This is a genomic window from Streptomyces sp. C (genome assembly GCF_000158895.1).
In the GTDB taxonomy this organism is placed as follows: domain Bacteria; phylum Actinomycetota; class Actinomycetes; order Streptomycetales; family Streptomycetaceae; genus Streptomyces; species Streptomyces racemochromogenes.
The window spans coordinates 3,958,512-3,981,793 of the sequence record NZ_GG657750.1 but is presented as its reverse complement, the minus strand read 5'-3'; the positions used below and the strand labels follow the sequence as shown (position 1 = coordinate 3,981,793).

21 protein-coding genes and 1 pseudogene are annotated in these 23,282 nt (G+C 70.6%); 12 read left to right on the top strand and 10 right to left on the bottom strand.

Features of this window, described 5'->3' with window-relative positions; translation table 11 throughout:
• Positions 1-58 precede the first annotated feature (58 nt).
• Together SSNG_RS17815 and SSNG_RS17810 are read left to right on the top strand one after the other, a co-directional pair.
• Positions 59-955 carry a LysR family transcriptional regulator gene (locus SSNG_RS17815; RefSeq protein WP_007265266.1) on the top strand — a complete coding sequence of 299 codons (897 nt, stop codon included), beginning with the start codon at positions 59-61 and terminating at the stop codon, positions 953-955.
• Positions 956-1,016: 61 nt separating this feature from the next.
• Entirely contained in the window at positions 1,017-1,496 is a 480-nt protein-coding gene (locus SSNG_RS17810; protein WP_007265265.1) for an NUDIX hydrolase, read from the top strand.
• 33 nt (positions 1,497-1,529) lie between these two features.
• On the opposite strand, the pseudogene SSNG_RS17805 reads toward SSNG_RS17810, so the two are convergent.
• Positions 1,530-2,642: pseudogene (locus tag SSNG_RS17805) on the bottom strand (globin domain-containing protein); the annotation flags it as partial.
• 213 nt (positions 2,643-2,855) lie between these two features.
• Complete coding sequence (locus SSNG_RS17800; protein ID WP_007265263.1) at positions 2,856-3,506, bottom strand: haloacid dehalogenase-like hydrolase; 651 nt, start codon at positions 3,504-3,506, stop codon at positions 2,856-2,858.
• A 171-nt stretch (positions 3,507-3,677) separates the two neighbouring features.
• On the opposite strand from SSNG_RS17800, the gene SSNG_RS17795 reads away from it, so the two are divergent.
• The 3 genes from SSNG_RS17795 to SSNG_RS17785 are packed head-to-tail and all read left to right on the top strand — an operon-like array spanning position 3,678 to position 6,279.
• Complete coding sequence (locus tag SSNG_RS17795) at positions 3,678-4,571, top strand: GNAT family N-acetyltransferase (protein ID WP_007265262.1); 894 nt, start codon at positions 3,678-3,680, stop codon at positions 4,569-4,571.
• Positions 4,572-4,588: 17 nt separating this feature from the next.
• Positions 4,589-5,050, top strand: a complete 462-nt coding sequence (locus SSNG_RS17790; protein ID WP_007265261.1) for a GNAT family N-acetyltransferase — start codon at positions 4,589-4,591, stop codon at positions 5,048-5,050.
• Between the two features lie 53 nt (positions 5,051-5,103).
• On the top strand, positions 5,104-6,279 hold the full coding sequence (locus SSNG_RS17785; RefSeq protein WP_007265260.1) for a winged helix DNA-binding domain-containing protein: 1,176 nt from the start codon (positions 5,104-5,106) through the stop codon (positions 6,277-6,279).
• A gap of 49 nt (positions 6,280-6,328) precedes the next feature.
• Here SSNG_RS17785 and SSNG_RS17780 read toward each other — a convergent pair whose 3' ends face one another.
• Both SSNG_RS17780 and dnaB read right to left on the bottom strand, forming a co-directional pair.
• The gene (locus SSNG_RS17780) at positions 6,329-7,714 is read right to left on the bottom strand and encodes a serine hydrolase domain-containing protein (protein WP_007265259.1); all 1,386 of its coding nucleotides are present in this window, start codon (positions 7,712-7,714) and stop codon (positions 6,329-6,331) included.
• A gap of 9 nt (positions 7,715-7,723) precedes the next feature.
• Positions 7,724-9,187, bottom strand: coding sequence for a replicative DNA helicase (gene dnaB, locus SSNG_RS17775; RefSeq protein ID WP_042803698.1), 1,464 nt, complete (start codon positions 9,185-9,187; stop codon positions 7,724-7,726).
• A gap of 452 nt (positions 9,188-9,639) precedes the next feature.
• On the opposite strand from dnaB, the gene SSNG_RS17770 reads away from it, so the two are divergent.
• A complete protein-coding gene (locus SSNG_RS17770) occupies positions 9,640-10,977 on the top strand; it encodes an MATE family efflux transporter (protein WP_007265257.1) in 1,338 nt (445 codons plus the stop codon).
• Between the two features lie 116 nt (positions 10,978-11,093).
• On the opposite strand, the gene rplI is transcribed toward SSNG_RS17770, so the two are convergent.
• The 4 genes from rplI to rpsF all read right to left on the bottom strand — a co-directional run bounded on the left by rplI (position 11,094) and on the right by rpsF (position 12,788).
• The gene (gene rplI, locus SSNG_RS17765) at positions 11,094-11,540 is read right to left on the bottom strand and encodes a 50S ribosomal protein L9 (RefSeq protein WP_007265256.1); all 447 of its coding nucleotides are present in this window, start codon (positions 11,538-11,540) and stop codon (positions 11,094-11,096) included.
• Between the two features lie 18 nt (positions 11,541-11,558).
• Positions 11,559-11,795 carry a 30S ribosomal protein S18 gene (gene rpsR, locus SSNG_RS17760; protein ID WP_005315025.1) on the bottom strand — a complete coding sequence of 79 codons (237 nt, stop codon included), beginning with the start codon at positions 11,793-11,795 and terminating at the stop codon, positions 11,559-11,561.
• A gap of 42 nt (positions 11,796-11,837) precedes the next feature.
• Positions 11,838-12,425, bottom strand: a complete 588-nt coding sequence (locus SSNG_RS17755) for a single-stranded DNA-binding protein (RefSeq protein WP_007265255.1) — start codon at positions 12,423-12,425, stop codon at positions 11,838-11,840.
• Between the two features lie 72 nt (positions 12,426-12,497).
• A complete protein-coding gene (gene rpsF, locus SSNG_RS17750; protein WP_007265254.1) occupies positions 12,498-12,788 on the bottom strand; it encodes a 30S ribosomal protein S6 in 291 nt (96 codons plus the stop codon).
• Positions 12,789-13,038: 250 nt separating this feature from the next.
• Between rpsF and SSNG_RS17745 the strand changes: the two genes are divergently transcribed.
• From SSNG_RS17745 to SSNG_RS17735, 3 genes are all read left to right on the top strand, one after another.
• Positions 13,039-13,362, top strand: coding sequence for a hypothetical protein (locus tag SSNG_RS17745; RefSeq protein WP_042801259.1), 324 nt, complete (start codon positions 13,039-13,041; stop codon positions 13,360-13,362).
• A 131-nt stretch (positions 13,363-13,493) separates the two neighbouring features.
• Positions 13,494-14,612 carry a peptidoglycan bridge formation glycyltransferase FemA/FemB family protein gene (locus SSNG_RS17740; protein WP_007265252.1) on the top strand — a complete coding sequence of 373 codons (1,119 nt, stop codon included), beginning with the start codon at positions 13,494-13,496 and terminating at the stop codon, positions 14,610-14,612.
• A gap of 34 nt (positions 14,613-14,646) precedes the next feature.
• Entirely contained in the window at positions 14,647-15,678 is a 1,032-nt protein-coding gene (locus tag SSNG_RS17735; RefSeq protein ID WP_007265251.1) for an alanine racemase, read from the top strand.
• Positions 15,679-15,711: 33 nt separating this feature from the next.
• Here SSNG_RS17735 and SSNG_RS17730 read toward each other — a convergent pair whose 3' ends face one another.
• Positions 15,712-17,196 (bottom strand): glycosyltransferase 87 family protein, encoded by a 1,485-nt coding sequence (locus tag SSNG_RS17730; protein ID WP_128637007.1) that lies wholly within the window; start codon positions 17,194-17,196, stop codon positions 15,712-15,714.
• 89 nt (positions 17,197-17,285) lie between these two features.
• Positions 17,286-19,577 (bottom strand): transglycosylase domain-containing protein, encoded by a 2,292-nt coding sequence (locus SSNG_RS17725; RefSeq protein ID WP_241695075.1) that lies wholly within the window; start codon positions 19,575-19,577, stop codon positions 17,286-17,288.
• 572 nt (positions 19,578-20,149) lie between these two features.
• Here SSNG_RS17725 and SSNG_RS17720 point away from each other — a divergent pair.
• The 3 genes from SSNG_RS17720 to SSNG_RS17710 all read left to right on the top strand — a co-directional run bounded on the left by SSNG_RS17720 (position 20,150) and on the right by SSNG_RS17710 (position 23,248).
• Positions 20,150-20,752 carry a PadR family transcriptional regulator gene (locus SSNG_RS17720; RefSeq protein WP_007265248.1) on the top strand — a complete coding sequence of 201 codons (603 nt, stop codon included), beginning with the start codon at positions 20,150-20,152 and terminating at the stop codon, positions 20,750-20,752.
• A 50-nt stretch (positions 20,753-20,802) separates the two neighbouring features.
• Positions 20,803-21,885 carry an inositol-3-phosphate synthase gene (locus tag SSNG_RS17715; protein ID WP_007265247.1) on the top strand — a complete coding sequence of 361 codons (1,083 nt, stop codon included), beginning with the start codon at positions 20,803-20,805 and terminating at the stop codon, positions 21,883-21,885.
• A 103-nt stretch (positions 21,886-21,988) separates the two neighbouring features.
• Complete coding sequence (locus SSNG_RS17710) at positions 21,989-23,248, top strand: MFS transporter (protein WP_042801257.1); 1,260 nt, start codon at positions 21,989-21,991, stop codon at positions 23,246-23,248.
• Positions 23,249-23,282 lie beyond the last annotated feature (34 nt).

The following is a 23,282-nucleotide window of genomic DNA, read 5'->3' as shown; positions in this document are numbered from 1 at the left end:
AACGACAGGGGCCTATCGGCATATTTATAGTTGAAGGCCCCCACCGAGAGGGGCCGCCATGGACCTGGCCCTGCTGCGCACCTTCGTCGCCGTGCACCGGGCCGGCTCGTTCACCCGGGCCGCCGCGCTCCTCGGGCTGTCACAGCCCGCCGTCACCTCGCAGATCCGCACCCTGGAGCGGCAGCTCGGCCGTCCCCTGTTCCACCGGCGCGCCCGGGGCGTCACCCCCACGGCCGTCGGGGACGAACTCGCCCACAAGGCCGCCCCGCACCTCGACGCGCTGCTGCGGATCGCCGAGAGCGAGCGGGAGGCCGCCGGGGCCCTGCGGACCCTGCACCTCGCCGGGCCCCCGGAATTCCTCTGCCTGCGCGTACTGCCCGCCCTCGCGCCCCTGGTCGGCCAGGGCCAGACCCTGCGGACCGTCCTCGCGCCCGGCACCGAGGAGAACCTCGCCGGTCTGGCCGCCGGGCAGCACGACCTGGTCGTCACCACCGGCCGGCCGCGCGGCGGCCCCTTCACCACGACCGTCCTCTGCGACGAGGAACAGGTACTGGTCGCCGCTCCCTACTGGGCCGCCCTGGCCGACCCCGCCGCGCTGAGCGCTTCCGGCCCCGCGGCACTCGACGGGATCCCCGTCGTGGAGGTTCACGAGAGCCTGCCCCTGGTCACCCGCTACTGGGCCGCCGTCTTCGACTCCGTGCCCGACTCCGCCGCCACCGTCGTGGCTCCGGACCTGCGGGCCGTACTGGGATGCGTCCGGGCCGGCGCCGGGCTCGCCGTCCTGCCCCGCTACCTGTGCCAGGAGGCCCTGGACCGCGGTGAGGTCGTCTCCCTGCTGGAACCCGCCGTACCTCCGCTGCGCACCTGGTTCCTCGTCGTACGGGCGGGCAGCCTGGCGCTCGCCCACCTCGCCCGGGCCCACGACCGTCTGCTGCGCGCCGCCGTGCGCTGGTGAACCCCTCAGGTTTCGGACGACGGCGCGTTTCGGAAGGTCTGACGTGGGCCACTCTTCTCCCATGACCGAACGTCCCGTGGTCAAACGCACCGCCCGCGCGATCCTGCTCGACGGTGACGACCTGATCCTCATCAAGCGCACCAAGCCCGGCGTCGACCCCTACTGGCTCACTCCCGGCGGCGGCGTGGAAACCTCCGACAGCACCGTCGTCGAGGCCCTCCACCGGGAGCTCCACGAAGAGCTCGGAGCCAAGATCACCGATGTGGTGCCCTGTTTCGTCGACACCGTCGAGCACATCGCCTCCGGGGGAGTGACCGGGGTGAAGGTGCAGCACTTCTTCGTCTGCCGGCTCGCGTCCATGGACCCCGGCCTGCGCCACGGGCCCGAGGTCGACGAGCCCGAGGGCGAGTACGAGATCGTCCGCGTGCCCTTCAGCCGGGTGGGCATCGCCGCCGTCCACCTGGTCCCGCTCTCGCTGCGCCACTACCTCGACGGCAACATCGAGGGGGTGCGCGCCATGCACGCCCCCGACCTGGGCTGACGGCACCGGGAGGGCCGGCGAGCTGAGCCGTGCTCAGCCGGCCACGCCCGCCAGCTCCTCCAGCGCGTCGAAGCGGATCCGCTCCCCGGGGATCCCGATCCGCTTGAGCGCGTCCACACCACTGCGGACCATCGCCGGCGGCCCCGAGATGAAGGCGTCGTACGAGCTCCAGGGCCCGTTCTCACCGACCGCCTGCGGCAGCTGTCCCGCCAGCCCCTCACCGATCACCGGGCGGACCGACAGCCACGGGTGGGATCGCTGCAGCCCGAGCAGGGTGTCCTTGTCGTACAGGTCGTGATCGCTGCGCGCCCCGAAGAAGACCTCCACCGGGCGCCGCTCGCCGTGCTCGGCGACGTCCTCGATCAGCGCCTTGATCGGGGCGATGCCGGTACCGCCGCCCAGGCACAGCATCCCGTTGTCGGTGCTGTGGTCCACCACCATCGAACCGGCCGGCGGCCCCAGTCGCAGCACGTCGCCCGGCCGGGCGTGCCGCACGAGGGCGTTGGAGACCCAGCCCGCCGGGACGGCCTTGACGTGGAAGGACAGCAGCCCGTCCGCGCGGGGCGCCGAGGCGAAGGAGTAGTGCCGCCAGACCCGCGGCCACCAGGGGGTCTCCAGGCTCGTGTACTGGCCGGCGAGGAACGGGTACGGCTGGTCGGGGCGGACCGTCAGCACGGCGATGTCCGAGGTGCGCAGGTCGTGCGAGACCACCTCGGCGTGCCACCAGGCCGGCGCCCTGGCCTCGTCCTCCGCCGCCGCGTCGATCATCGTCTGCGAGATGGCCGTGTAGGCCCGCACCCACGCCGCCTCGGCTTCCGGCCCCCAGGTGAGCTCCGCGTACCGGGCCAGCGCGCCGATCAGCGCCTCGCCGACGGCCGGGTAGTGGGCGGAGACGGTGCCGTACTTGCGGTGGCCCGCGCCGAGCCGGCGCAGGTACGGGGTGAGCACCGCGGGGTCGTCGATGTGCTCGGCGGCGGTCAGCAGGGCCTTCAGCAGCCGGTCGCGCTGGACGTCCATGGCCGCCGGGAACATCTCCCGGACCTCGGGGTGCCCCGTGAAGACCAGGGCGTAGAAGTAGGAGGTCACCTTGTCCGCGACGGGGGCGATCTCCGCGAGGGTCCGGCGGATGAGCACGGCGTCCGGGGAGGGCTCGAGGGCACCGCCCCCGGAGGGTATCCGGCCCGTCGGTCTGGCCGATCTGGTGGGCGGAGCGTCCATGCGGTGCCTCGCTTCGAGCATCTCGGTCGGGTCTCACACGCCACGGCCTCGAATCCGTGGTTCCGGGTTTCACAGCGTGCCAGCCGACCGAGAGCGCGGCGGAGGAATGGAGGAAACGGGGTTTCGAACCCCCTTTTCCCCTTAAGATGCCTCGACTCCCGGGCGCGCCGCGCCCAGGAGCTGGTATGCCTCCCGGAGGTCACGGCCCTGGTAGACGTGCGTGGCCCGGGCCGCCAGGTAGGGGCGCGCGTTCACCGCGACCGAGCGGGGCACCACCTCGAAGAGCACCGCGTCGGTCATCGAGTCCCCGTACGCGACACAGTCGGCCCGGCCCACTCCGAACCGCGCGCACAGCGAGTCCGCGACCTCCACCTTGCGCTCCGGCGTCAGGATCCCGGCCACGTCGACCGGCGCGGTGAAGGGCACCGCCGGGAAGACCGAGCCGTGCGCGGCGTGTGCCCCCCACTCCAGCAGCAGCTCCACGAAGAACGAGGGGGACAGCGAGATCACCGCGCAGTAGTCACCGCGTTCCCGGATCTCCGTCCAGACCTCCTGGATGCCCACCAGCCAGGGCGATCCGTCGAAGGCCGCCCGGACGTGCGCGGGCGTCAGCTCGTGCCACAGCTCCCGGGCCGCGACCGAGAACTCGTGCGGGCCGATCTCCCGGGCACTGAAGGCCCGCTCCAGCTCGGCGATCTCGGTGTCCACCCCGAGCTGCCGGGAGATCTCCACCGGTGCTGCCGAGCCGTACATCAGGGTGCCGTCGAGGTCGAACAGGTGCAGCGAAGTCATAGCTGCCGAGGCTATCCGCTCGGTCGAACGAAGCCGATGTTTCACGTGAAACATCGGCTGCCCTGATCCCTCCCCGGATCCCTCCCCGGATCCTTCGGTTCGCTGATCCCTCGATCCGCTGATCCCTCAATTCTCTGGACTCCCCACGAGCCGATGATCCAATCTGGGCCGGTGACACCACCACCGCTCACCGATCTGCCGATCCGCGCACTGACCACGGAAGACCTCCGTCACTGCGCCGACCTGTCCGAAGACCGCGGCTGGCCGCGCGAGGACCACAAGTGGGGGCTGCTCCTCGCCGCCGGCGACGGCTACGGGATCGACGCGCCCGACGGCCGCGGACTCGCCGCGGCCTGCGTCGTCACCCGGTACGGAGACCCCGGAGCGAAGCCCGACCTCGCCGCCATCGGGATGGTCCTCGTCGCTGACCGGTACGCCCGCCAGGGCCTGGGCCGGCACCTCATGAAGCACGTGTGCGACGACGTACTCGCCGGCGTCCCGCTCACCCTGCACGCCACCCCGTACGGCCGCCCGCTCTACGAGGAGCTCGGCTTCGACACCACCGGCCGCGCCGAGATGCTCCGGGGCGCCTTCCGCCCCGAGCCGGACGGGGCCGCCGCCGACCCCGTCGGTGTCCACGTCCGCCCGGCCTCCGCCGAGGACCTCCAGGGGATCGTCCGGCTGGACACCGAGGTGTTCGGCACCGACCGGACCCACCTCATCGCCCGGCTCCCGGCCTTCACCGACAGGCTGCTCGTCGCCGAGGACCGCTCCGGGGCACTCATCGGCTACGCCTCGATCTGGCCCAACATGGACACCCATGTCGTCGGCCCCCTGATCGCGCGCGACACCGCCACCGCCAAGGCCCTGGTGTCCGAGCTGGCCGCCGGCACCGGACGGGACCTGCGCACCGACGTGGACGTGCGCCACGAGGAACTCCTCGTGTGGCTCAAGGAGCGCGGACTGGGCTCCGTGGCCTTCAACGCCGTCATGACCAGGGACATCCCGGGCCTCCCCGGCGACTGGTCCCGCCGCTGGGCCCCGCTCACCGTCGCGGCCGGCTGAAAACGAGGAGAACTCCCATGACCGCAGCCCCCGAGCTCACCATCCGGCCGGCCACCGAGGCCGACCTGCCCGACATCGTCGCCATGCTCGCCGACGACCCGCTCGGCGCCACCCGCGAGTCCCCGGACGACCTGGCCCCGTACGCTGCGGCCCTGAAGCGGCTGACCGACGACCCCCACCAGCACGTCGTCGTCGCGGTCCGCGCCGAGCGCGTCGTGGGCACCCTCCAGCTCACGATCGTCCCCGGCCTGTCCCGCAAGGGCACCACCCGGTCCATCATCGAAGGCGTCCGGATCCACGCCGACGAGCGCGGCAGCGGCCTCGGGACCCGCTTCATCGAATGGGCGGTCGAGCGGTCCCGGCAGGAGGGCTGTGTGTTGGTGCAGCTCACCTCGGACGTGACCCGCACGGACGCCCACCGGTTCTACGAGCGGCTCGGTTTCACGGCCTCCCACGTGGGGTTCAAGCTCCAGCTCTGAGCGGCTGAGCAAGGGCCGGGCCGCTGTCGGCGGCCCGGCCTACGATCGGGAGGATGAGCACCGGCCTTCCCGTCATCACCACCGCCGAGCGCCGCCACCGGCTGGGCCGCCGGCACCGCCTGGCCCCCTCCGTCCGCGCCGCCACCCCGGCCCGGGCCGCGGACGCGGTCGTCGCCCTGCACGCCACGGACGCCGCGACCGTCTTCCTCTCCCTCCGCGCCCGGCTGGCCGACGGAGGGCCCGCCGCGGTCGAACAGGCCCTGTACGGGGACGTCAGCCTCGTCCGCATGCTCAGCATGCGCAACACCCTCTTCGCCGTCTCCACGGAACTGGCCCCGTACGTGGACTCGTCCACCGCCCGGGGCATCGCGGCGAAGGAACGCCGGACCCTCCTCAAGCACCTCGCGGACGACGGTCAGGGGCTCGACGCCGACTGGCTGGCGGGGGCCGAGGCCGCCGCCCTCGAGACGCTCGACGCCCTGGGCTCCGCGACGGGCAGCCAGCTCTCCGCGGCGGTGCCCGCCCTGCGGCAGAAGATCACCATCGGCCGGGGCAAGAAGTACGAGACCGAGACCGGTGTGGCCACCCGGGTCATCCGCCTCCTGGCAGCCGACGGCCGCATCCGGCGGGACCGGCCGCGCGGGACGTGGACGTCCAGCCAGTTCCGGTGGGTGCACACGCAGCCGTGGTCGGCAGTGCCCGCCGCCGAGGCCCGTGCCGAACTCGCCCGCCGCTGGCTCCACGCGTACGGCCCGGCCACCGAGGCCGACCTGAAGTGGTGGACCGGCTGGAGCCTCACCGACGTACGCAAGGCCCTGGCCGCCGTGGGCCCCGAGCAGGTCCGCCTCGACGACGGCGGCACCGCGCTCGTCTGCCCCGGTGATACCGGGCCCGAGCCGGCCCCGGGACCGTGGGCCGCGCTGCTCCCCGGCCTCGACCCCAGTGCCATGGGCTGGGCGGACCGGGGCTTCCACCTCGACCCCGCCCACCGTCCTGCCCTGTTCGACTACGCGGGCAACATCGGGCCGACCGTGTGGTGGAACGGCGAGATCGTCGGGGGCTGGGCCCAGCGCTCCGACGGGGAGATCGTCTGGCGGCTGCTGGGCGATCCCGGCCGGGCCGCCGAGCAGGCGGTCGCCGCAGAGGCGGCCCGGCTCGCGGAGTGGGTGGGCGACGCCCGCATCACGCCCCGCTTCCGCACCCCGCTGGAGCGCGAACTCGTCGCCTGAGCCGGGCCGGGCCAGCGGCCCTGCCGGGCGTCAGCGGCCCTGCCTGGCGTCAGCCGACGCCGCGCCAGCCCTGCGGGTCCGCCCCGCCGGGCACCGGGGCCGCCGGGTCGTAGGGCTCGCGCGTGAAGACGAACGACGCGAGGTCGAGGTGGCTCACGGAGCCGTCCTCGCGCCTGACCGCCCGCAGCGTCTCGCCCGCGTAGTAGCCCGTCAGGCCGGTCCAGGTGCCGTCCGGTTCGGCGCGGAACCGGGCCGGGCGGCCGGTGGCGCCGACCGGGCTCAGTTCCAGCGAGCCGTCCTGGTTCAGCCGCAGGACCTGGGCCGAAGTACCCCAGTACCAGGGGCCGCACAGCTCCAGCGGCACCTGGTCGTCCTCCTTGAACGGACGCCAGGGCTCGGGGATGCGCGGCTCCGCTTCCGAGACGATCGCGACGAGGTCGGCGGCCACCGTGGAGGCCGGCACGCCCGAGGTGCAGTTGGCCAGTACGACCGCCGCCACGTCGTCCGCCTCGCTGAACCAGAGGCCCGCGACGAACCCGGGCAGCGAACCGCCGTGCCCCACCAGCCTGCGCCCGCCCTGGTCCGCCAGCTGGAGTCCCAGACCGTAGCCGAGGTCGGCGGAGCCGGGCTCCGGGGGCGCCACCGACGTACGCATCTCCCGTACGCTCCCGGCACTCAGCACCCGGTCGTCGCCCCGCATCAGCAGCCGCGCGAAGCGGGCCAGGTCACCGGTGGTGGACCAGAGCTGACCGGCCGCCGCCATCAGCCCCAGGTCCTCGGACGGCTCCGGCATCATCACGTCCGCCCACGGGTGCACCGCCCAGCCGCCCGCGTGCGGAGCCTGCGGCAGACCGCTCGTCCGGCCGAGCCCCAGCGGCTCCAGCACCTCGGCGCGCAGCACTTCCTCCCACGGCTTGCCCCGGAGCGCCTCCACGAGCGCACCCAGCAGGGTGTAACCGGGGTTGGAGTAGTGGAACCGGGTCCCCGGCACGTGCTTGAACGGCTCCTCGCCGAGCACGTCCGCGAGCTCCGGCCGCAGCGCCGCCGACGAGCGCTCCCACCACTCGCCCGGCGTCTCCGCTCCGAGACCCGAGGTGTGGGCCAGCAGCTGGGCGATGGTCACCTCGTCCGCACCGCTCCCGGGCAGGTGCTTGCCCAGCGGGTCCGACAGGTCCAGCAGGCCCTCGTCCCGCAGCCGCATCACCAGGACGGCGGTGAAGGTCTTGGTGATCGAGCCGATCCGGTACTGCACGTCGCCGTCCGGTCCGTGGCCCTCCACGCAGGTCCGGGAGCCCTCCCAGACCACCTCCCCGCCGCGTACGACGGCCGCCACCAGCGAAGGGGACCGGCCCTCGCGCTGGGCGACGGCTACCCGGTGCCGCAGGGCACGCCGGGTGGCGGGGAGCAGTTCCAGGTCTTCAGAGAGCGCGTCCATGATCGGATGCTACGTGTTGGCCATGTCCACGAACCGCGAATAATGGCCCTGGAAGGCCACCGTGATGGTGGCCGTCGGACCGTTTCGGTGCTTGGCCACGATCAGGTCCGCCTCGCCCGCGCGGGGCGACTCCTTCTCGTACGCGTCCTCACGGTGCAGCAGGATCACCATGTCGGCGTCCTGCTCGATCGAGCCGGATTCACGCAGGTCGGAGACCATCGGCTTCTTGTCGGTGCGCTGCTCGGGGCCACGGTTCAGCTGGGAGAGCGCGATCACCGGCACCTCGAGCTCCTTGGCCAGCAGCTTGAGGTTTCGGGACATGTCCGAGACCTCCTGCTGGCGGCTCTCGGGCCGGCGCGAGCCGCCCGACTGCATCAGCTGGAGGTAGTCGATGACGACGAGGGAGAGGTCGTTGCGCTGCTTGAGCCGGCGGCACTTGGCCCGGATCTCCATCATCGACAGGTTGGGGGAGTCGTCGATGTACAGCGGGGCGGCCGAGACGTCCGGCATCCGGCGGGCGAGCCGGGTCCAGTCGTCGTCGGTCATGGTGCCCGAGCGCATGTGGTGCAGCGCCACCCGGGCCTCGGCCGAGAGCAGGCGCATGGCGATCTCGTTGCGGCCCATTTCGAGGGAGAAGATGACGCTCGGCAGGTTGCTCTTGATGGAGCAGGCGCGGGCGAAGTCCAGCGCGAGCGTCGACTTGCCCATGGCGGGACGGGCGGCGATGACGATCATCTGGCCCGGGTGCAGGCCGTTGGTCAGGGAGTCGAGGTCGGTGAAGCCGGTCGGCACGCCGGACATCTGGCCGGAGCGCGAGCCGATCGCCTCGATCTCGTCGAGCGCGCCCTCCATGATGTCGCCCAGCGGCAGGTAGTCCTCGGAGGTCCGCTGCTCGGTGACCGCGTAGATCTCGGCCTGGGCGCTGTTGACGATCTCGTCGACGTCGCCGTCCGCCGCGTAGCCCATCTGCGTGATCTTCGTACCGGCCGCGACGAGGCGACGGAGGACGGCCCGTTCGTGGACGATCTCCGCGTAGTACTCGGCGTTCGCCGCGGTCGGCACGGACTGCACCAGGGTGTGCAGGTACGAGGCGCCGCCGACCTTGCTGATCTCGCCGCGGCGGGTCAGCTCGGCGCCGACCGTGATCGGGTCGGCGGGCTCGCCCTTCGCGTACAGGTCGAGGATGGCCTGGTAGATCGTCTCGTGCGAGGGCCGGTAGAAGTCGTGGCCCTTGAGGACCTCGACCACGTCGGCGATCGCGTCCTTGGACAGCAGCATGCCGCCGAGCACCGACTGCTCGGCGTCCAGGTCCTGCGGCGGGACCCGCTCGAAGCCGCCTCCTCCGCCGTCCCAGGAGCCGCCCTCGCGGCCCCGGTCCTGCTGGTCGTCCCCGCGGCCACGGCCTTCGCCGCCCCGGCGCGAGCGGGCGGGCAGACGGTCACTGGGACCACTGTCGGCCCAGGGGTCGTCCATGGGCTCGGGCATGCTCACCGGGCCACCTCCTCCCGTCCGCAACGCGGACCTCGCCGTGGCAATCTTTCTACGACACGGCTCTGACATTTGGGACACCCGAGACGGCTGTGGGCGCGTCGGGCAACGCCCAACGGTAGGGCCGCGAGCGACGTCAGCCAATCTTGTTATCCACAGGCTGTGTGGATGAGATGTGGACGACGGAGCCAATGCTGTGGGTAAGTCGCCCGAAGCTGTGCACAGACCGGGGGACGACGCTGTGGACAAAATCACCCGCCCCCGCCACACACCCGGCCTGACCTGCACTTTCGTCTTCTCCGGGCGGCAGTGGAGAAAATTCTTGGCCACTGTCTCAAGATCGCCCCCAGCGGGCCGGAAAGAACGCCCAAGTCAGAGGCTTGGTAAGGATCCAAATAGCCTTGTATCCATTACCTGTGGAAGATTAGATTGAGCACATGACACAGGCCCCCACCACCGCGAAGCCGCCCGCGAGACGGCACGACCGCGAGATCCTCGCACTCGCCGTGCCGGCCTTCGGCGCCCTCGTGGCCGAGCCGCTCTTCGTGATGGCCGACAGCGCCGTCGTGGGACATCTCGGCACCCCCCAGCTGGCCGGCCTCGGCGTCGCGGCGGCGCTCCTGACCACAGCCGTGAGCGTCTTCGTCTTCCTCGCCTACGCCACCACCGCGGCCGTGGCCCGGCGCGTCGGCGCCGGCGACCTCCAGGCCGCCATCCGGCAGGGCATGGACGGCATCTGGCTCGCCCTCCTGCTCGGCACCGCGGTCCTCGTCGCGGTCCTGCTCAGCGCACCCGGCCTGGTCTCCCTCTTCGGGGCCTCGGAGACCGCCGCCCCTTACGCAGAAACGTATCTTCGAATATCCGCGCTCGGCATCCCCGCCATGCTCGTGGTCCTGGCGGCCACCGGGGTCATCCGCGGCCTCCAGGACACCCGTACACCGCTCTACGTGGCCATCGGCGGCTTCACCCTCAACGGCGCCCTCAACGTGGCCCTGGTCTACGGCGCCGGCCTCGGCATCGCGGGATCGGCCTGGGGCACGGTCATCGCCCAGTGCGCCATGGCCGGCGCGTACCTCTTCGTGGTCGTCCGCGGCGCCCGGCGCCACGGTGCCTCGCTGCGACCCGATGCGGCCGGGATCCGCGCCTGCGCCCAGGCCGGCGTGCCGCTGCTGGTCCGCACGCTGTCCCTGCGCGCGATCCTGATGATCGCGACCGCCGTGGCGGCCCGGCTGGGGGACGCCGACATCGCGGCCCACCAGATCCTGCTGTCCCTCTGGAGCCTGCTCGCCTTCGCCCTCGACGCGATCGCCATCGCCGGGCAGGCCATCATCGGCCGCTACCTGGGGGCCGGCGACACCGAGGGGGCGAAGGCCGTCTGCCGACGGATGGTGACGTGGGGTGGGGTCTCGGGCGTCGTCCTGGGCCTGCTGGTCGTCCTCGCACGTCCGGTGTTCATCCCGCTGTTCACCGGCGACCCCGTGGTCGAGGACGCACTGCTGCCCGCCCTGCTCGTCGTGGCCCTGGCCCAGCCGGTCTGCGGCGTCGTCTTCGTCCTGGACGGAGTGCTGATGGGGGCCGGCGACGGCCGCTACCTCGCCTGGGCGATGCTGCTGACCCTGGCCGTCTTCGCCCCGGCCGCGCTCATGGTCCCCGCCCTGGGAGGCGGGCTGACGGCGCTCTGGTGGGCCATGACGCTGATGATGTTCGTCCGGATGGCCACCCTCCAGCTACGCGCCCGCTCAGGCCGCTGGCTGGTCGCGGGAGCCACCCGATGACCCTGGCGTGAGAGCCTCCCCGTGACGGGGGATGTTTCACGTGAAACATCCCCGGCGGCATCCCGGGAACGACGAAGGGCCGCACCCCGGAGGGTGCGGCCCTTCATGCGCTGCCCTTAGGCGGCGACGACCTCGATGCCCACGTTCGCGACGACCTCGGCGTGCAGACGCACGGAGACCTGGTACGAACCGAGGGTCTTGATCGGGGAGCCCAGCTCCACGCGACGCTTGTCGACCTTCGGGCCACCGGAAGCCTCGACCGCGGAAGCGATGTCGGCCGGGGTGACGGAACCGAAGAGACGACCGGCGTCACCCGCGCGGGTGGCCAGACGGACCTTCACGCCCTCGAGCTGGGCCTTGACCTCGTTGGCCTGCTCGATGGTCGCGATCTCGTGGATCTTGCGGGCGCGGCGGATCTGCGCCACGTCCTTCTCGCCACCCTTGGTCCAGCGGATCGCGAAACCACGCGGGACCAGGTAGTTGCGAGCGTAACCGTCCTTGACGTCGACGACATCGCCGGCGGTGCCGAGGCCAGAGACCTCGTGGGTCAGGATGATCTTCATTAGTCGGTCACCCTTTCCTTATCGCGCGGTGGACGTGTAGGGCAGCAGCGCCATCTCACGGCTGTTCTTCACGGCCGTGGCGACGTCACGCTGGTGCTGCGTGCAGTTGCCGGTAACGCGGCGGGCACGGATCTTGCCGCGGTCGGAAATGAACTTCCGCAGCATGTTCGTGTCCTTGTAGTCCACGTACGCGGTCTTGTCCTTGCAGAACGCGCAGACCTTCTTCTTAGGCTTGCGCACAGGCGGCTTCGCCATTGTGTCTCTCCTGTGTGATCAAGAAGTTTGGATGGAGCTGCCCTAGAAGGGCGGCTCGTCCGAGTAGCCGCCGCCGGAGCCGCCGGAGCTTCCGCCCCAGCCGCCCCCGCCGCCGCCCTGCTGGCCGCCGGCCGGCGCGCTGGACGCCCACGGGTCGTCGGAGGGAGCTCCGCCGCCCTGGGGCCCGTTGCTGGGGGCTCCGCCCCAGCCGCCGCCACCGCCCTGCTGCTGCTGACCGCCGCCGTATCCACCCTGGCCACCGCGACCGGTGGTCTTGGCGACCTTGGCCGTGGCGTTCTTCAGACTGGGGCCGACTTCCTCGACGTCCAGCTCGTAGACCGTGCGCTTGACACCCTCACGGTCCTCGTAGGACCGCTGCCGCAGCCGGCCCTGCACGATGACGCGCATGCCCCGCTGAAGGGACTCGGCGACGTTCTCAGCCGCCTGCCGCCACACCGAGCAGGTCAGGAACAGGCTCTCGCCGTCCTTCCACTCGTTGGTCTGACGGTCGAAGGTGCGGGGGGTGGACGCGACACGGAACTTCGCGACCGCCGCACCCGAGGGGGTGAAGCGCAGCTCGGGGTCGTCGACGAGATTGCCGACGACCGTGATGACGGTCTCGCCTGCCATGGATGAACCTCTCGGCGGGGATTGCTGCTGGGCTGCTGTGCTACTCGGTCCCGATTACCGCTGAACCGGAGTTCAGTGGGTCTCGGGGCGGAGGACCTTGGTCCGGAGAACCGACTCGTTCAGGTTCATCTGGCGGTCGAGCTCCTTGACGACCGCAGGCTCGGCCTGCAGGTCGAGGACCGAGTAGATGCCCTCGGGCTTCTTCTTGATCTCGTAAGCGAGACGACGACGGCCCCAGGTGTCGACCTTCTCGACCTTTCCGTTGCCCTCACGGACGACGGAAAGGAAGTTCTCGATCAGGGGGGCGACAGCGCGCTCCTCGAGATCGGGGTCGAGGATGACCATCACTTCGTAGTGACGCATGTGGAACCCACCTCCTTTGGACTCAGCGGCCACGGTCGTTCCGTGGCAGGAGGGTCGTGATGCGTGTGCACGGCGTCCGAGAGCAGACACCGCGCAGCTGTACAGACTACCTGCTCGCGTCCTTCCGGTTGAAATCCGGCAGGAGAGGTCCACAATCTGTATCCATCGGGTGTGTCCGGTGCCGTGCCCCCCGCCCCAGGCCGGAGGCGGTGCCGCGCACCGCTCTGCGTCAGCCAGGAGGTGCCTTCCGATGGCACAGGCAATGCACGGCCAGTCCTCGCCCCCGCCGATCTCCCTCTTCTCCACCGACGGCAGGCCCCATCCCGTCCAGGACACCCTCATGGTGGTCACCCTGGTCCTCGGCGCCGTGGCGTTCGTCACTGCGTTCTTCCACGATCTGCACCTGCTCAGCTCCTGGGCCGGGCTGATCGGGATCGGGACCGGGCTGTACGGACAGTTCATCTCCGCCACCACCCGCGAACGCTTCGCGCTGATCATCGGCCTTGGCGCGTCTGCCATCGGCTTCATGCTCGGAATGGCGCACGGCGGCCTCTTCGGCGGCTGGCTGGGCTGACCGGGGGACCTCCGCGACGGGGCGCCGGCCTCCCTCCGGCCCAGGCACCGGCCTGTCCCCCAGATGGGTGGCGCCACCGTCGCAGTAGGCTTCGCGCCATAGCAGCGAAGCCGCCGGAGGAGACACCCCGCATGAGCCTGTCCCTGAGCACCATCAGCCGAGAGCAGCATCTGGCGTACCTCCAGAGCCTGCCTTCGGCTAGCCACTGCCAGGTCCCGGCATGGGCCGACGTCAAGAACGAGTGGCGTTCGGAGAACCTCGGCTGGTTCGACAAGAACGGCGAACTCGTCGGTGTCGCGCTCGTGTTGTACCGCCAGCTGCCCAAGGTGAAGCGGTACCTCGCGTACCTCCCCGAGGGCCCGGTCATCAACTGGTACGCCCCGAACCTGGACGAGTGGCTCCAGCCGATGCTGGCCCACCTCAAGCAGCAGGGCGCCTTCACCGTGAAGATGGGTCCGCCCGTCGTCATCCGCCGCTGGAACTCGGCCGCCATCAAGGCCGGCATCCAGGACCCCGAGGTCAAGCGCCTGCGCGACGTCGAGGCCTCGCACATCGAGCCGCGCGCCTTCGAGGTGTCCGACAAGCTGCGCCGCATGGGCTGGCAGCAGGGCGAGGACGGCGGCGCCGGCTTCGGCGACGTCCAGCCCCGCTACGTCTTCCAGGTCCCGCTGGCCAACCGCTCCCTGGACGACGTCCTGAAGGGCTTCAACCAGCTGTGGCGCCGCAACATCAAGAAGGCCGAGAAGGCCGGCGTCGAGGTCGTCCAGGGCGGCTACGAGGACCTGCCGACCTGGCAGTACCTCTACGAGATCACCGCCGAGCGCGACAAGTTCCGCCCGCGCCCGCTCAGTTACTTCCAGCGCCAGTGGACGGCCCTCAACTCCGAGGACCCCAACCGCATGCGCCTGTACATCGCCAAGCACGAGGGTGAGCCGCTGGCCGCCGCCACGATGATCACCGTCGGGCAGCACGTCTGGTACTCGTACGGTGCCTCCGCGAACCACAAGCGCGAGGTCCGCCCCTCGAACGCGATGCAGTGGCGCATGCTGCGCGATTCGTACGCGCTGGGTGCCAGCGTCTACGACCTGCGCGGCATCTCTGACACGCTGGACGAGAACGACCACCTGTTCGGCCTGATCCAGTTCAAGGTCGGTACGGGCGGCGAGGCCGTCGAGTACGTCGGCGAGTGGGACTTCCCGCTCAACAAGGTGCTGCACAAGGCGCTCGACATCTACATGTCGCGCCGCTGACCCAGCTGTTTTTCGAGAGAGGTTCCGGACGGGCATGGCGCTCACGCTCTACGTCGACACCGCGCGCTGGCGTGCGCACCAGAAGCAGATCACGGATCAGTTCCCCGGTCTGATCCCGGTCTGCAAGGGCAACGGCTACGGCTTCGGCCACGAGCGGCTGTGCGAGGAGGCGACCCGGATGGGCGCCGACATCCTGGCCGTCGGCACGACGTACGAAGCCGCGAGCATCAAGGACCACTTCGGTGGCGACCTGCTCGTCCTCACCCCGTTCCGGCGGGGTGAGGACCCGGTGCCGCTGCCCGACCGGGTGATCCGCTCGGTGGCCTCGGTGGACGGGGTCCGCGGCCTGGTCGGGGCCCGCGTGGTCATCGAGTGCATGAGCTCGATGCGCCGCCACGGCATCTCCGAGCAGGACCTCGGCCTGCTCCAGTCGGCGATCGAGGACGTCCGGCTGGAGGGCTTCGCCCTGCACCTGCCGCTGGACCGCCCCGACGGCTCGGACGCCGTCGAGGAGGTCATCGGCTGGATGGACCGGCTGCGCGCGGCCCGGCTGCCGCTGCACACCATGTTCGTCAGCCACCTGCGGGCCGAGGAGCTGGCGCGGCTCCAGCAGCAGTTCCCGCAGACCCGCTTCCGGGCCCGCATCGGTACCCGCCTGTGGCTGGGCGACCACGACGCGACCCAGTACCGGGGCTCGGTCCTGGACGTCACCCGGGTCGCCAAGGGCGACCGCTTCGGCTACCGCCAGCAGAAGGCCGCCTCCGACGGCTGGCTGGTCGTGGTCGCGGGCGGCACCTCCCACGGTGTGGGTCTGGAGGCCCCCAAGGCCCTCCACGGGATGATGCCGCGCGCCAAGGGCGTCGCCCGGGCCGGTCTGGCCACGGTCAACCGGAACCTGTCGCCCTTCGTCTGGGCGGGCAAGCAGCGCTGGTTCGCCGAGCCGCCGCACATGCAGGTGTCGATCCTGTTCGTGCCCTCGGACGCGACCGAGCCGAAGGTGGGCGACGAGCTGGTGGCCCACCTGCGCCACACCACGACGCAGTTCGACCGGGTGCTCGACTCCTGAGCCGGTCCCCGGTCCCCGGGCCCGCCTGCCCGGTCAGTCCCTGGGGTCCACGCCCCAGGCGACCCGCTGTCCCTCCGAAGGCGCCGCGTACCGCGGCGCCTTCGCCTTTTCCGAGAGGGTGAAGGCGTCCTCGGCCCCGTCCAGGACACCGCCGGAGGGGTCGTCCGAGCCGTCGCGCCGTACGACGTCGCGCTCGGGCAGCAGGATGTCGCGTACGACGACGGCGCACAGGTACAGCGTGGCCAGCAGGTGGGCGCTGATGGCCAGCTGGTAGCCCTCCAGGGGCAGGCCCTGGTGCTTGTCCCCGCTGGTCGTGTAGGCGAGGTAGAACCAGATGCCGAGGAAGTACGCGATCTCGCCCGCCTGCCAGATCAGGAAGTCCCGCCAACGGGGGCGGGCCAGCGCTGCGAGCGGGACGAGCCACAGCACGTACTGCGGCGAGTACACCTTGTTGGCCAGGATGAAGGCGGCGACGACCAGGAAGGCCAGCTGGGCGAAGCGCGGTCGCCTGGGGGCCGTGAGGGTGAGCAGCCCGATGGCGAGGCAGAGCAGGAGGGTGAGCCCGGTCGCGTAGGTGTTGGCCCCTTCGAGGGGGTTGCCGGTGCGCTGGGAGATCAGCAGCCAGACGGAGCCGAAGTCGATGGGCCGCTCCTGGCTGAACTCGTAGAACCGCTTCCAGCCGTTCCAGGCGAAGTACATGACCGGTCCGTTCACCAGGAGCCAGGACGCGGCCGCGCCGAGGGCCGCGGCGCCGAACGCCCGCCACTTCCCGGCCCGCCAGCAGAGCACGAAGAGCACGCCGAGCAGCAGGACGGGGTAGAGCTTGGCCGCCGTCGCCAGGCCGATGAAGACGCCGGCGAGCAGGGGCCGGCCGCGCGACCACATCAGCATCGCGACGGCGGTGAGGGCCACCGCCGGCAGGTCCCAGTTGATGGTGGCGTTGAGGGCGAAGGCCGGTGCCAGGGCGAGGAGCAGGGCGTCCCAGGGCCTGCGGCGGTGGGTGCGGGCGACGCAGACGGCGATGACGGCGGCGCAGGCCATCAGCATGCCCGCGTTGACCATCCAGTACATCTGCTCGCGGTGCTGGACGGAGCCGGCGCCGGGCGTCATCCAGGCGGCGACCTGCATGAAGGCCCCGGTGAGCACCGGGTACTCCAGGTACTGCATGCCGCCGTACTTCGGGTCGGTCACGATGTCCGGGAACTGGTCGCGGTAGGGCACGAGGCCGTCGGCGAAGCCGCGGGCGGAGTACAGGTGCGGGATGTCGGAGTAGCAGGCGTGGGTGTACTGCGAGCCCGCTCCCCGGAACCAGGCCCAGTCGTAGCAGGGCAGCTTCTGGACCATGCCCAGCGCGAACATGCCGAGGACCACCAGGACCACGACGCGGACCGGGCTCAGCCAGTGGCCGCCCAGCCGGGCGCGGCGTCCGACCGGGCCCCCGATGAACTCGCTGCCGGCGGCGGCGACCTCGTCGTGCTGGGTGGGCGGTACGGGACGGTCCTCGTGCACCTTGGTCATGGCGCCCATCCTGCCGTACCGCGGCGTACACGGGGGAGGGCCGCCGCACGGTGTGCGACGGCCCTCTCGGGTGCGGTACGGGGACCGGGTCAGCCGGAGGCGCCCATGATGCTGCCCCAGTTGCTCGATCCGCCCGGGCGGCCGGGACGTGTGGTCGCGGTGGGCATGGTGGTGGTGCCGCCGTCCTGGGAGCCGCCGGGGCCGGTTCCGGCGTCGGTTCCCGCGTTCGCGCCGCCGGTGACCGTCGGGTCGCAGTTCAGGTTCCAGGGCCTGGGCTTGCAGCTCGGCTTGCCGTGGCCGGACGGCGACGGGGACACCGAGGGCGAGGTGCTGGGCGAGGGCGACACCGAGACGGAGGGCGACGGTACGGCCGAGGGGGTGGGCTGGGGGGCGCCGGCCGCGTCGGCGATGACGCCGATGTCCTCGGCTTCCGGGAACTGCTTGACCGGGGTGCCCTTGAGGGCCTCGCGCATGTACTCGGTCCAGATGGCCGCCGGGATGTCACCACCGTGGATGGAGTCGACCCCGCCCACGTGGTTCATCGACATGAGCTCCTTGTTCTTGGAGGTCGGGTCGTTGCGGAAGAGGGTGACCGAGGTGGACAGCTCCGGGGTGTAGCCGACGAACCAGGCCGACTTGTTCTGGTCGGTGGTACCGGTCTTGCCGGCCGCGGGGCGGCCCAGCTTCTTCGCCTTGGTGCCGGTACCGTTCTCGACGACGTTGCGCAGGACCTTGGTGACGTTGTCCGCGATGGAGTCGTCCATGGCGCGGGACTCCTTGGGCGGCTCGAAGCCGGGCACCTCCTTGCCGTCCTTGACGACCTTTTTCACCGAGAAGGGCTCCCGGTGGGTGCCGGAGGCGGCGAAGGTGGCGTAGGAGTCGGCCATGCGGATGGCGCTGGGCGTCGAGGTGCCGAGGGCGAAGGAGGCGTTGTTGTTCTTGTCCATCGACTCCTCCAGGATCCCGGTCGCCTTCGCGACCTCCCGGACCTTGCTGTGGCCGACGTCGAAGACGAGCTGGGCGAACGGCACGTTGATGGACTTCTCCATCGCCTCGTTCAGGGTCACGTAGCCGTACGGGTACTCGCTCTCGTTCTTCTGCCGGAACGGCTGGCCGTCGGAGCCGAGCAGCGGCTTGCCCGAGCGGTCGTTGATCACGGTGCGGTCGTCGGCGTTGTACTTGCTGTCGACCGAGATGCCCGAGCCCTTGGAGTTCTGCGTGCCGTACTGCATGGCGGCCGCGAGGACGTACGGCTTCCAGGTCGAGCCGACGGGAACGCCGGAGGTGTTGGCGTTGTTGGCGAAGTACTTGTGGTCCCAGCCGGGCCCGCCGTACAGGGCCACGATCGCCCCGGTCTTCACGTCCACGGAGGCGGCGCCGAACTGCACGTAGGTGTCGTACTGGGGCCGCTTCTTCTCGTCGAGGAAGTCGTTGCGGGTGTCCTCCACCGCCTTGACCAGGGCGTCCACCCTGGGCTTCTCGAAGGTGGTGGTGATCGTGTAGCCGCCGAGCGCCATCTTCTCGGCGGTGATGCCGGTGGTCTTCATGACGTACTGCTTGGCCACCTCGACGAGGTAGCCGGTCTGGCCGGACATCCCGCGGGCCTGCTCGGAGTCCACCCGGGCGGGGAACTCCTTGTACTTGTCCCGTTCGGACTGCGCCATGCGCCCCACGGCGACCTCGCGGTCGAGCACCCAGGCCCAGCGGAGCCGGGCACGCTTCTCGTTGGCCTCGGGGGTGGCCGCGGGACCGATGCCGCCGTCCGGGTTGTAGAGGTTCGGGCCCTTGAGCATGGAGGCGAGGAAGGCGCTCTCGGACGGGTTGAGGTCCTTGGCGTCCTTGCCGAAGTAGGCACGGGCGGCGGCCTGGATGCCGTAGGCGTCCCGCCCGTAGTAGGCGGTGTTCAGGTAGCCGGCGAGGACGACGTCCTTCTCCTCGCTGACGCCCAGCTTGATCGCGATGAAGAGCTCGGTGACCTTGCGCTTGAGGGTCTGCTCCGAGTCGAGGTAGGTGTTCTTGACGTACTGCTGGGTGATGGTCGAGCCGCCCTGGGTGGAGCCGCCGGTCGCCATGTTCACCACGGCGCGCGCGATGCCCATCGGATCGACGCCCTTGTCCGTCTCGAACGACTCGTTCTCGGCCGCGATCACCGCGTTCCGCATGGACAGGGGGATCTGGTCGATCGGGACGATCTGCCGGTTCGTCGTGCCCCCGGTGGCGACCATCTGGGTGCCGTCGGCCCACTGGAAGACGTTGTTCTGCGCCTTGGCGGCCTTGTTCACGTCGGGGGTGCCCACGCTGGCGATGCCGATGCCGGCCCCCGCGAAGATCACTGCGAAGAACCCCAGGAAGGTACCGCCGACCAGCTTCCAGGAGGGCACGAAGCGCTTCCAGCCGACCTTGCCGGCGCGCGGGTAGTCGATGAACCGGCCGCCGCCCTTTCCGCCCCTGCCCCCCTTCCCACCTGCGCGTCCGCGGCCGGCGGGGCCCCGCTGGGCGGCCCGGCGGGCATCGGCTCGGCTCCCGTGCGCCCCGGCTTCCGGATACGGTCCGCCGGGCGGTGCCGCGGGGACGTCGCGGCCGGGTCCGGCGCCACGGCCGGGGCGCTGTGGGACGGCCCTACGGGGCGCGGCGCGGCCGCCGCCCTGGGGCTGCGGCGGTTTACGGCGGTGCTCGCTCATCGAACGACTACTCCTCGGGCAGGCGAGTGGCCTGGAAGCGGCAGGTGATTCCGGTTCCCCCCGGTGGTCCTGCCGCACAGCCTACGCACGGCCAAAACCCAACCAGTGCCGAAGTTCACCCCAAATCAGGCAACTTGCGTCGTGCGAATCGGTGATGTGACGCCGGTCACCCCGTCACCGCTTGTCGGTTCGAGCGGCCCGTTCTATCGTCTGGATGTATCGAGCCGATACATCAGCTCGACATAAACTCCGAAGCGGAGAGGGGGAGGCGGATGAGCAGGCGCTCCGGCATCCTCGAGTTCGCCGTCCTCGGCCTGCTTCGCGAATCCCCCATGCACGGTTACGAGCTCCGCAAGCGGCTCAACACCTCGCTGGGGGTGTTCAGGGCGTTCAGCTACGGCACTCTCTACCCCTGCCTCAAGACTCTGGTCGCGAACGGCTGGTTGATCGAAGAACCGGGGAACGCCCCGGAAGACGCTCTCGCCGCTTCACTCGCAGGGCGCCGCGCCAAGATCGTCTACCGGTTGACGGCAGCAGGTAAGGAGCACTTCGAAGAGCTCCTCTCCCACACCGGCCCCGACACATGGGAGGACGAGTCCTTCGCCGCCCGCTTCGCCTTCTTCGGTCAGACCGAGCGGGACGTGCGGATGCGGGTACTGGAGGGCCGTCGCAGCCGGCTGGAAGAGCGCCTGGAGAAGATGCGCGCCTCGCTCGCCCGTACACGGGAGCGCCTGGACGACTACACGCTCGAACTGCAGCGGCACGGCATGGAATCCGTCGAGCGTGAAGTGCGCTGGCTCAACGAGCTCATCGAGAGCGAGCGGGCGGGACGGGATCGGAGACGACCCGGACCGCCCGACGAAACTGCAAAGTGAGGCCTGTATCTCGCAGGCCTCGTTCCGAGAACAAACAGGGAGCAACCGGAATGGGTTCGGTTCGCGTAGCCATCGTCGGCGTGGGCAACTGCGCCGCCTCGCTGGTGCAGGGCGTCGAGTACTACAAGGACGCCGACCCGGCGTCCAAGGTCCCCGGTCTGATGCACGTCCAGTTCGGCGAGTACCACGTGGGTGACGTCGAGTTCGTCGCCGCTTTCGACGTCGACGCGAAGAAGGTCGGCCTCGACCTCTCGGACGCCATCGGCGCCAGCGAGAACAACACCATCAAGATCTGCGACGTCCCGAACTCGGGCGTGACCGTCCAGCGCGGCCACACCTTCGACGGTCTGGGCAAGTACTACCGCCAGACCATCGAGGAGTCCGCCGAGGCCCCGGTCGACGTGGTGCAGATCCTCAAGGACCGTCAGGTCGACGTCCTCGTCTGCTACCTCCCGGTCGGTTCCGAAGAGGCCGCGAAGTTCTACGCGCAGTGCGCCATCGACGCCAAGGTCGCCTTCGTCAACGCCCTCCCGGTCTTCATCGCCGGCACCAAGGAGTGGGCCGACAAGTTCACCGAGGCCGGTGTCCCGATCGTCGGCGACGACATCAAGTCCCAGGTCGGCGCCACCATCACGCACCGCGTGATGGCGAAGCTGTTCGAAGACCGCGGTGTCCGTCTCGAGCGCACCATGCAGCTCAACGTCGGCGGCAACATGGACTTCAAGAACATGCTCGAGCGCGAGCGCCTGGAGTCGAAGAAGATCTCCAAGACGCAGGCCGTCACCTCGCAGATCCCCGACCGTGAGCTCGGCGAGAAGAACGTCCACATCGGTCCGTCCGACTACGTGGCGTGGCTCGACGACCGCAAGTGGGCCTACGTCCGCCTCGAGGGCCGCGCGTTCGGCGACGTCCCGCTGAACCTCGAGTACAAGCTCGAGGTGTGGGACTCCCCGAACTCCGCCGGTGTCATCATCGACGCGCTGCGCGCTGCGAAGATCGCCAAGGACCGGGGCATCGGCGGCCCGATCCTGTCGGCCTCCAGCTACTTCATGAAGTCCCCGCCGGTCCAGTACTTCGACGACGAGGCCTACGCCAACGTCGAGAAGTTCATCAAGGGCGAGGTCGAGCGCTAGTCGCGCCAAGGGTCCTCCGGACACCTGGTCTTCGACCGTTCTTCCACCGAGGGTCCCCGGACGATGTGTCCGGGGACCCTCGGTGTGTGTGACCCTTGCCCTCATGCCCGTCGTAGGTGATCTGCGCGTACTCCTGCGCCTGAGGGACTTCCGCAACCTGCTCGCCGTGCGGCTGTTCTCGCAGGCGGCCGACGGCGTCTACCAGGTCGCGCTCGCCACCTACGTGGTCTTCTCCCCCGAGAAGCAGACCTCGCCGGCGGCCATCGCCTCCGCCATGGCGGTGCTGCTGCTGCCCTACTCGGCCATCGGGCCCTTCGCCGGAGTGCTGCTGGACCGGTGGCGCCGGCGCCAGGTCTTCCTCTACGGCAACCTGCTGCGGGCCCTGCTCGCCTGCGTGACCGCCGTACTGATCGTCGTCCACGTCCCCGACTGGCTCTTCTACGCCTCGGCCCTGTCCGTGACGGCGGTCAACCGCTTCGTCCTCGCCGGGCTCGCCGCGTCCCTGCCCCACGTCGTGCGGGCCGACCAGCTGGTCACCGCGAACGCCCTCTCACCCACCGCCGGCACGCTCGCGGCGGTCGCCGGAGGCGGGCTGGCCTTCCTCGTTCGGCTGCTGGCCTCGGGGTCCAACGCCCTCGTGGTCCTGCTCGGCGCCACCCTCTACCTGTTCGCGGCCCTGGTCTCCCTCCGCCTGGCCATCGGGCTCCTGGGGCCCGACCACCGGGGCGGGCCCGAGCATCCCTCGCTCCTCGAAGGGATCGCCCTCACGGTCCGGGGCATGGCCGAGGGCCTCAGGCACCTGGTCGCCCGCCGGGAGGCCGCGCGGGCACTGACCGCGATGACCCTGATGCGGTTCTGCTACGGCGCCCTGACCGTGATGCTGCTGATGCTCTGCCGCTACTCCTGGTCCGACAACGAGTCCGACGGGCTGGCCCTGCTGGGGATCGCCGTCGGGGTGTCCGGGGCCGGCTTCTTCGCGGCCGCCCTCGTCACCCCCTGGCTGGTGCACCGTTTCGGGCCACTGGGCTGGATCGTCGCCTGCGCGGCGGCCTCGGCCCTGCTGGTGCCCGCGCTCGGGCTGTTCTTCGCGCCCGGGCCGATGCTCGTCGCCGCCTTCGTCCTCGGCCTCGCCACCCAGGGCGCCAAGATCTCCACCGACACGGTCCTGCAGTCCCGGGTCGATGACGAGTTCCGGGGCCGGGTCTTCTCCGTCTACGACGTGCTCTTCAACGTCGCCTTCGTCGGGGCGGCCGCCGTGGCCTCCCTCATGCTCCCGACCGACGGCAGGTCCGTCGCCCTGCTCGTCAGCGTGGCCCTGCTCTACGCGGCCACGGCCGGCTTCCTGCGGCGGCGTTTCACGTGAAACATCTCCCGGTGACGACCCGGCGGCGATGTTT

What these genes read in the sequence shown, in the direction of transcription:
- SSNG_RS17815 (WP_007265266.1), top strand. Translation starts at nt 59, where the DNA reads ATGGACCTGGCCCTGCTGCGCACCTTCGTCGCCGTGCACCGGGCCGGC.
- SSNG_RS17810 (WP_007265265.1), top strand. Translation starts at nt 1,017, where the DNA reads ATGACCGAACGTCCCGTGGTCAAACGCACCGCCCGCGCGATCCTGCTC.
- SSNG_RS17800 (WP_007265263.1), bottom strand. Translation starts at nt 3,506, where the DNA reads ATGACTTCGCTGCACCTGTTCGACCTCGACGGCACCCTGATGTACGGC.
- SSNG_RS17790 (WP_007265261.1), top strand. Translation starts at nt 4,589, where the DNA reads ATGACCGCAGCCCCCGAGCTCACCATCCGGCCGGCCACCGAGGCCGAC.
- SSNG_RS17785 (WP_007265260.1), top strand. Translation starts at nt 5,104, where the DNA reads ATGAGCACCGGCCTTCCCGTCATCACCACCGCCGAGCGCCGCCACCGG.
- SSNG_RS17780 (WP_007265259.1), bottom strand. Translation starts at nt 7,714, where the DNA reads ATGGACGCGCTCTCTGAAGACCTGGAACTGCTCCCCGCCACCCGGCGT.
- dnaB (WP_042803698.1), bottom strand. Translation starts at nt 9,187, where the DNA reads ATGGACGACCCCTGGGCCGACAGTGGTCCCAGTGACCGTCTGCCCGCC.
- SSNG_RS17770 (WP_007265257.1), top strand. Translation starts at nt 9,640, where the DNA reads ATGACACAGGCCCCCACCACCGCGAAGCCGCCCGCGAGACGGCACGAC.
- rplI (WP_007265256.1), bottom strand. Translation starts at nt 11,540, where the DNA reads ATGAAGATCATCCTGACCCACGAGGTCTCTGGCCTCGGCACCGCCGGC.
- rpsR (WP_005315025.1), bottom strand. Translation starts at nt 11,795, where the DNA reads ATGGCGAAGCCGCCTGTGCGCAAGCCTAAGAAGAAGGTCTGCGCGTTC.
- SSNG_RS17755 (WP_007265255.1), bottom strand. Translation starts at nt 12,425, where the DNA reads ATGGCAGGCGAGACCGTCATCACGGTCGTCGGCAATCTCGTCGACGAC.
- rpsF (WP_007265254.1), bottom strand. Translation starts at nt 12,788, where the DNA reads ATGCGTCACTACGAAGTGATGGTCATCCTCGACCCCGATCTCGAGGAG.
- SSNG_RS17745 (WP_042801259.1), top strand. Translation starts at nt 13,039, where the DNA reads ATGGCACAGGCAATGCACGGCCAGTCCTCGCCCCCGCCGATCTCCCTC.
- SSNG_RS17740 (WP_007265252.1), top strand. Translation starts at nt 13,494, where the DNA reads ATGAGCCTGTCCCTGAGCACCATCAGCCGAGAGCAGCATCTGGCGTAC.
- SSNG_RS17735 (WP_007265251.1), top strand. Translation starts at nt 14,647, where the DNA reads ATGGCGCTCACGCTCTACGTCGACACCGCGCGCTGGCGTGCGCACCAG.
- SSNG_RS17730 (WP_128637007.1), bottom strand. Translation starts at nt 17,196, where the DNA reads ATGACCAAGGTGCACGAGGACCGTCCCGTACCGCCCACCCAGCACGAC.
- SSNG_RS17720 (WP_007265248.1), top strand. Translation starts at nt 20,150, where the DNA reads ATGAGCAGGCGCTCCGGCATCCTCGAGTTCGCCGTCCTCGGCCTGCTT.
- SSNG_RS17715 (WP_007265247.1), top strand. Translation starts at nt 20,803, where the DNA reads ATGGGTTCGGTTCGCGTAGCCATCGTCGGCGTGGGCAACTGCGCCGCC.
- SSNG_RS17710 (WP_042801257.1), top strand. Translation starts at nt 21,989, where the DNA reads ATGCCCGTCGTAGGTGATCTGCGCGTACTCCTGCGCCTGAGGGACTTC.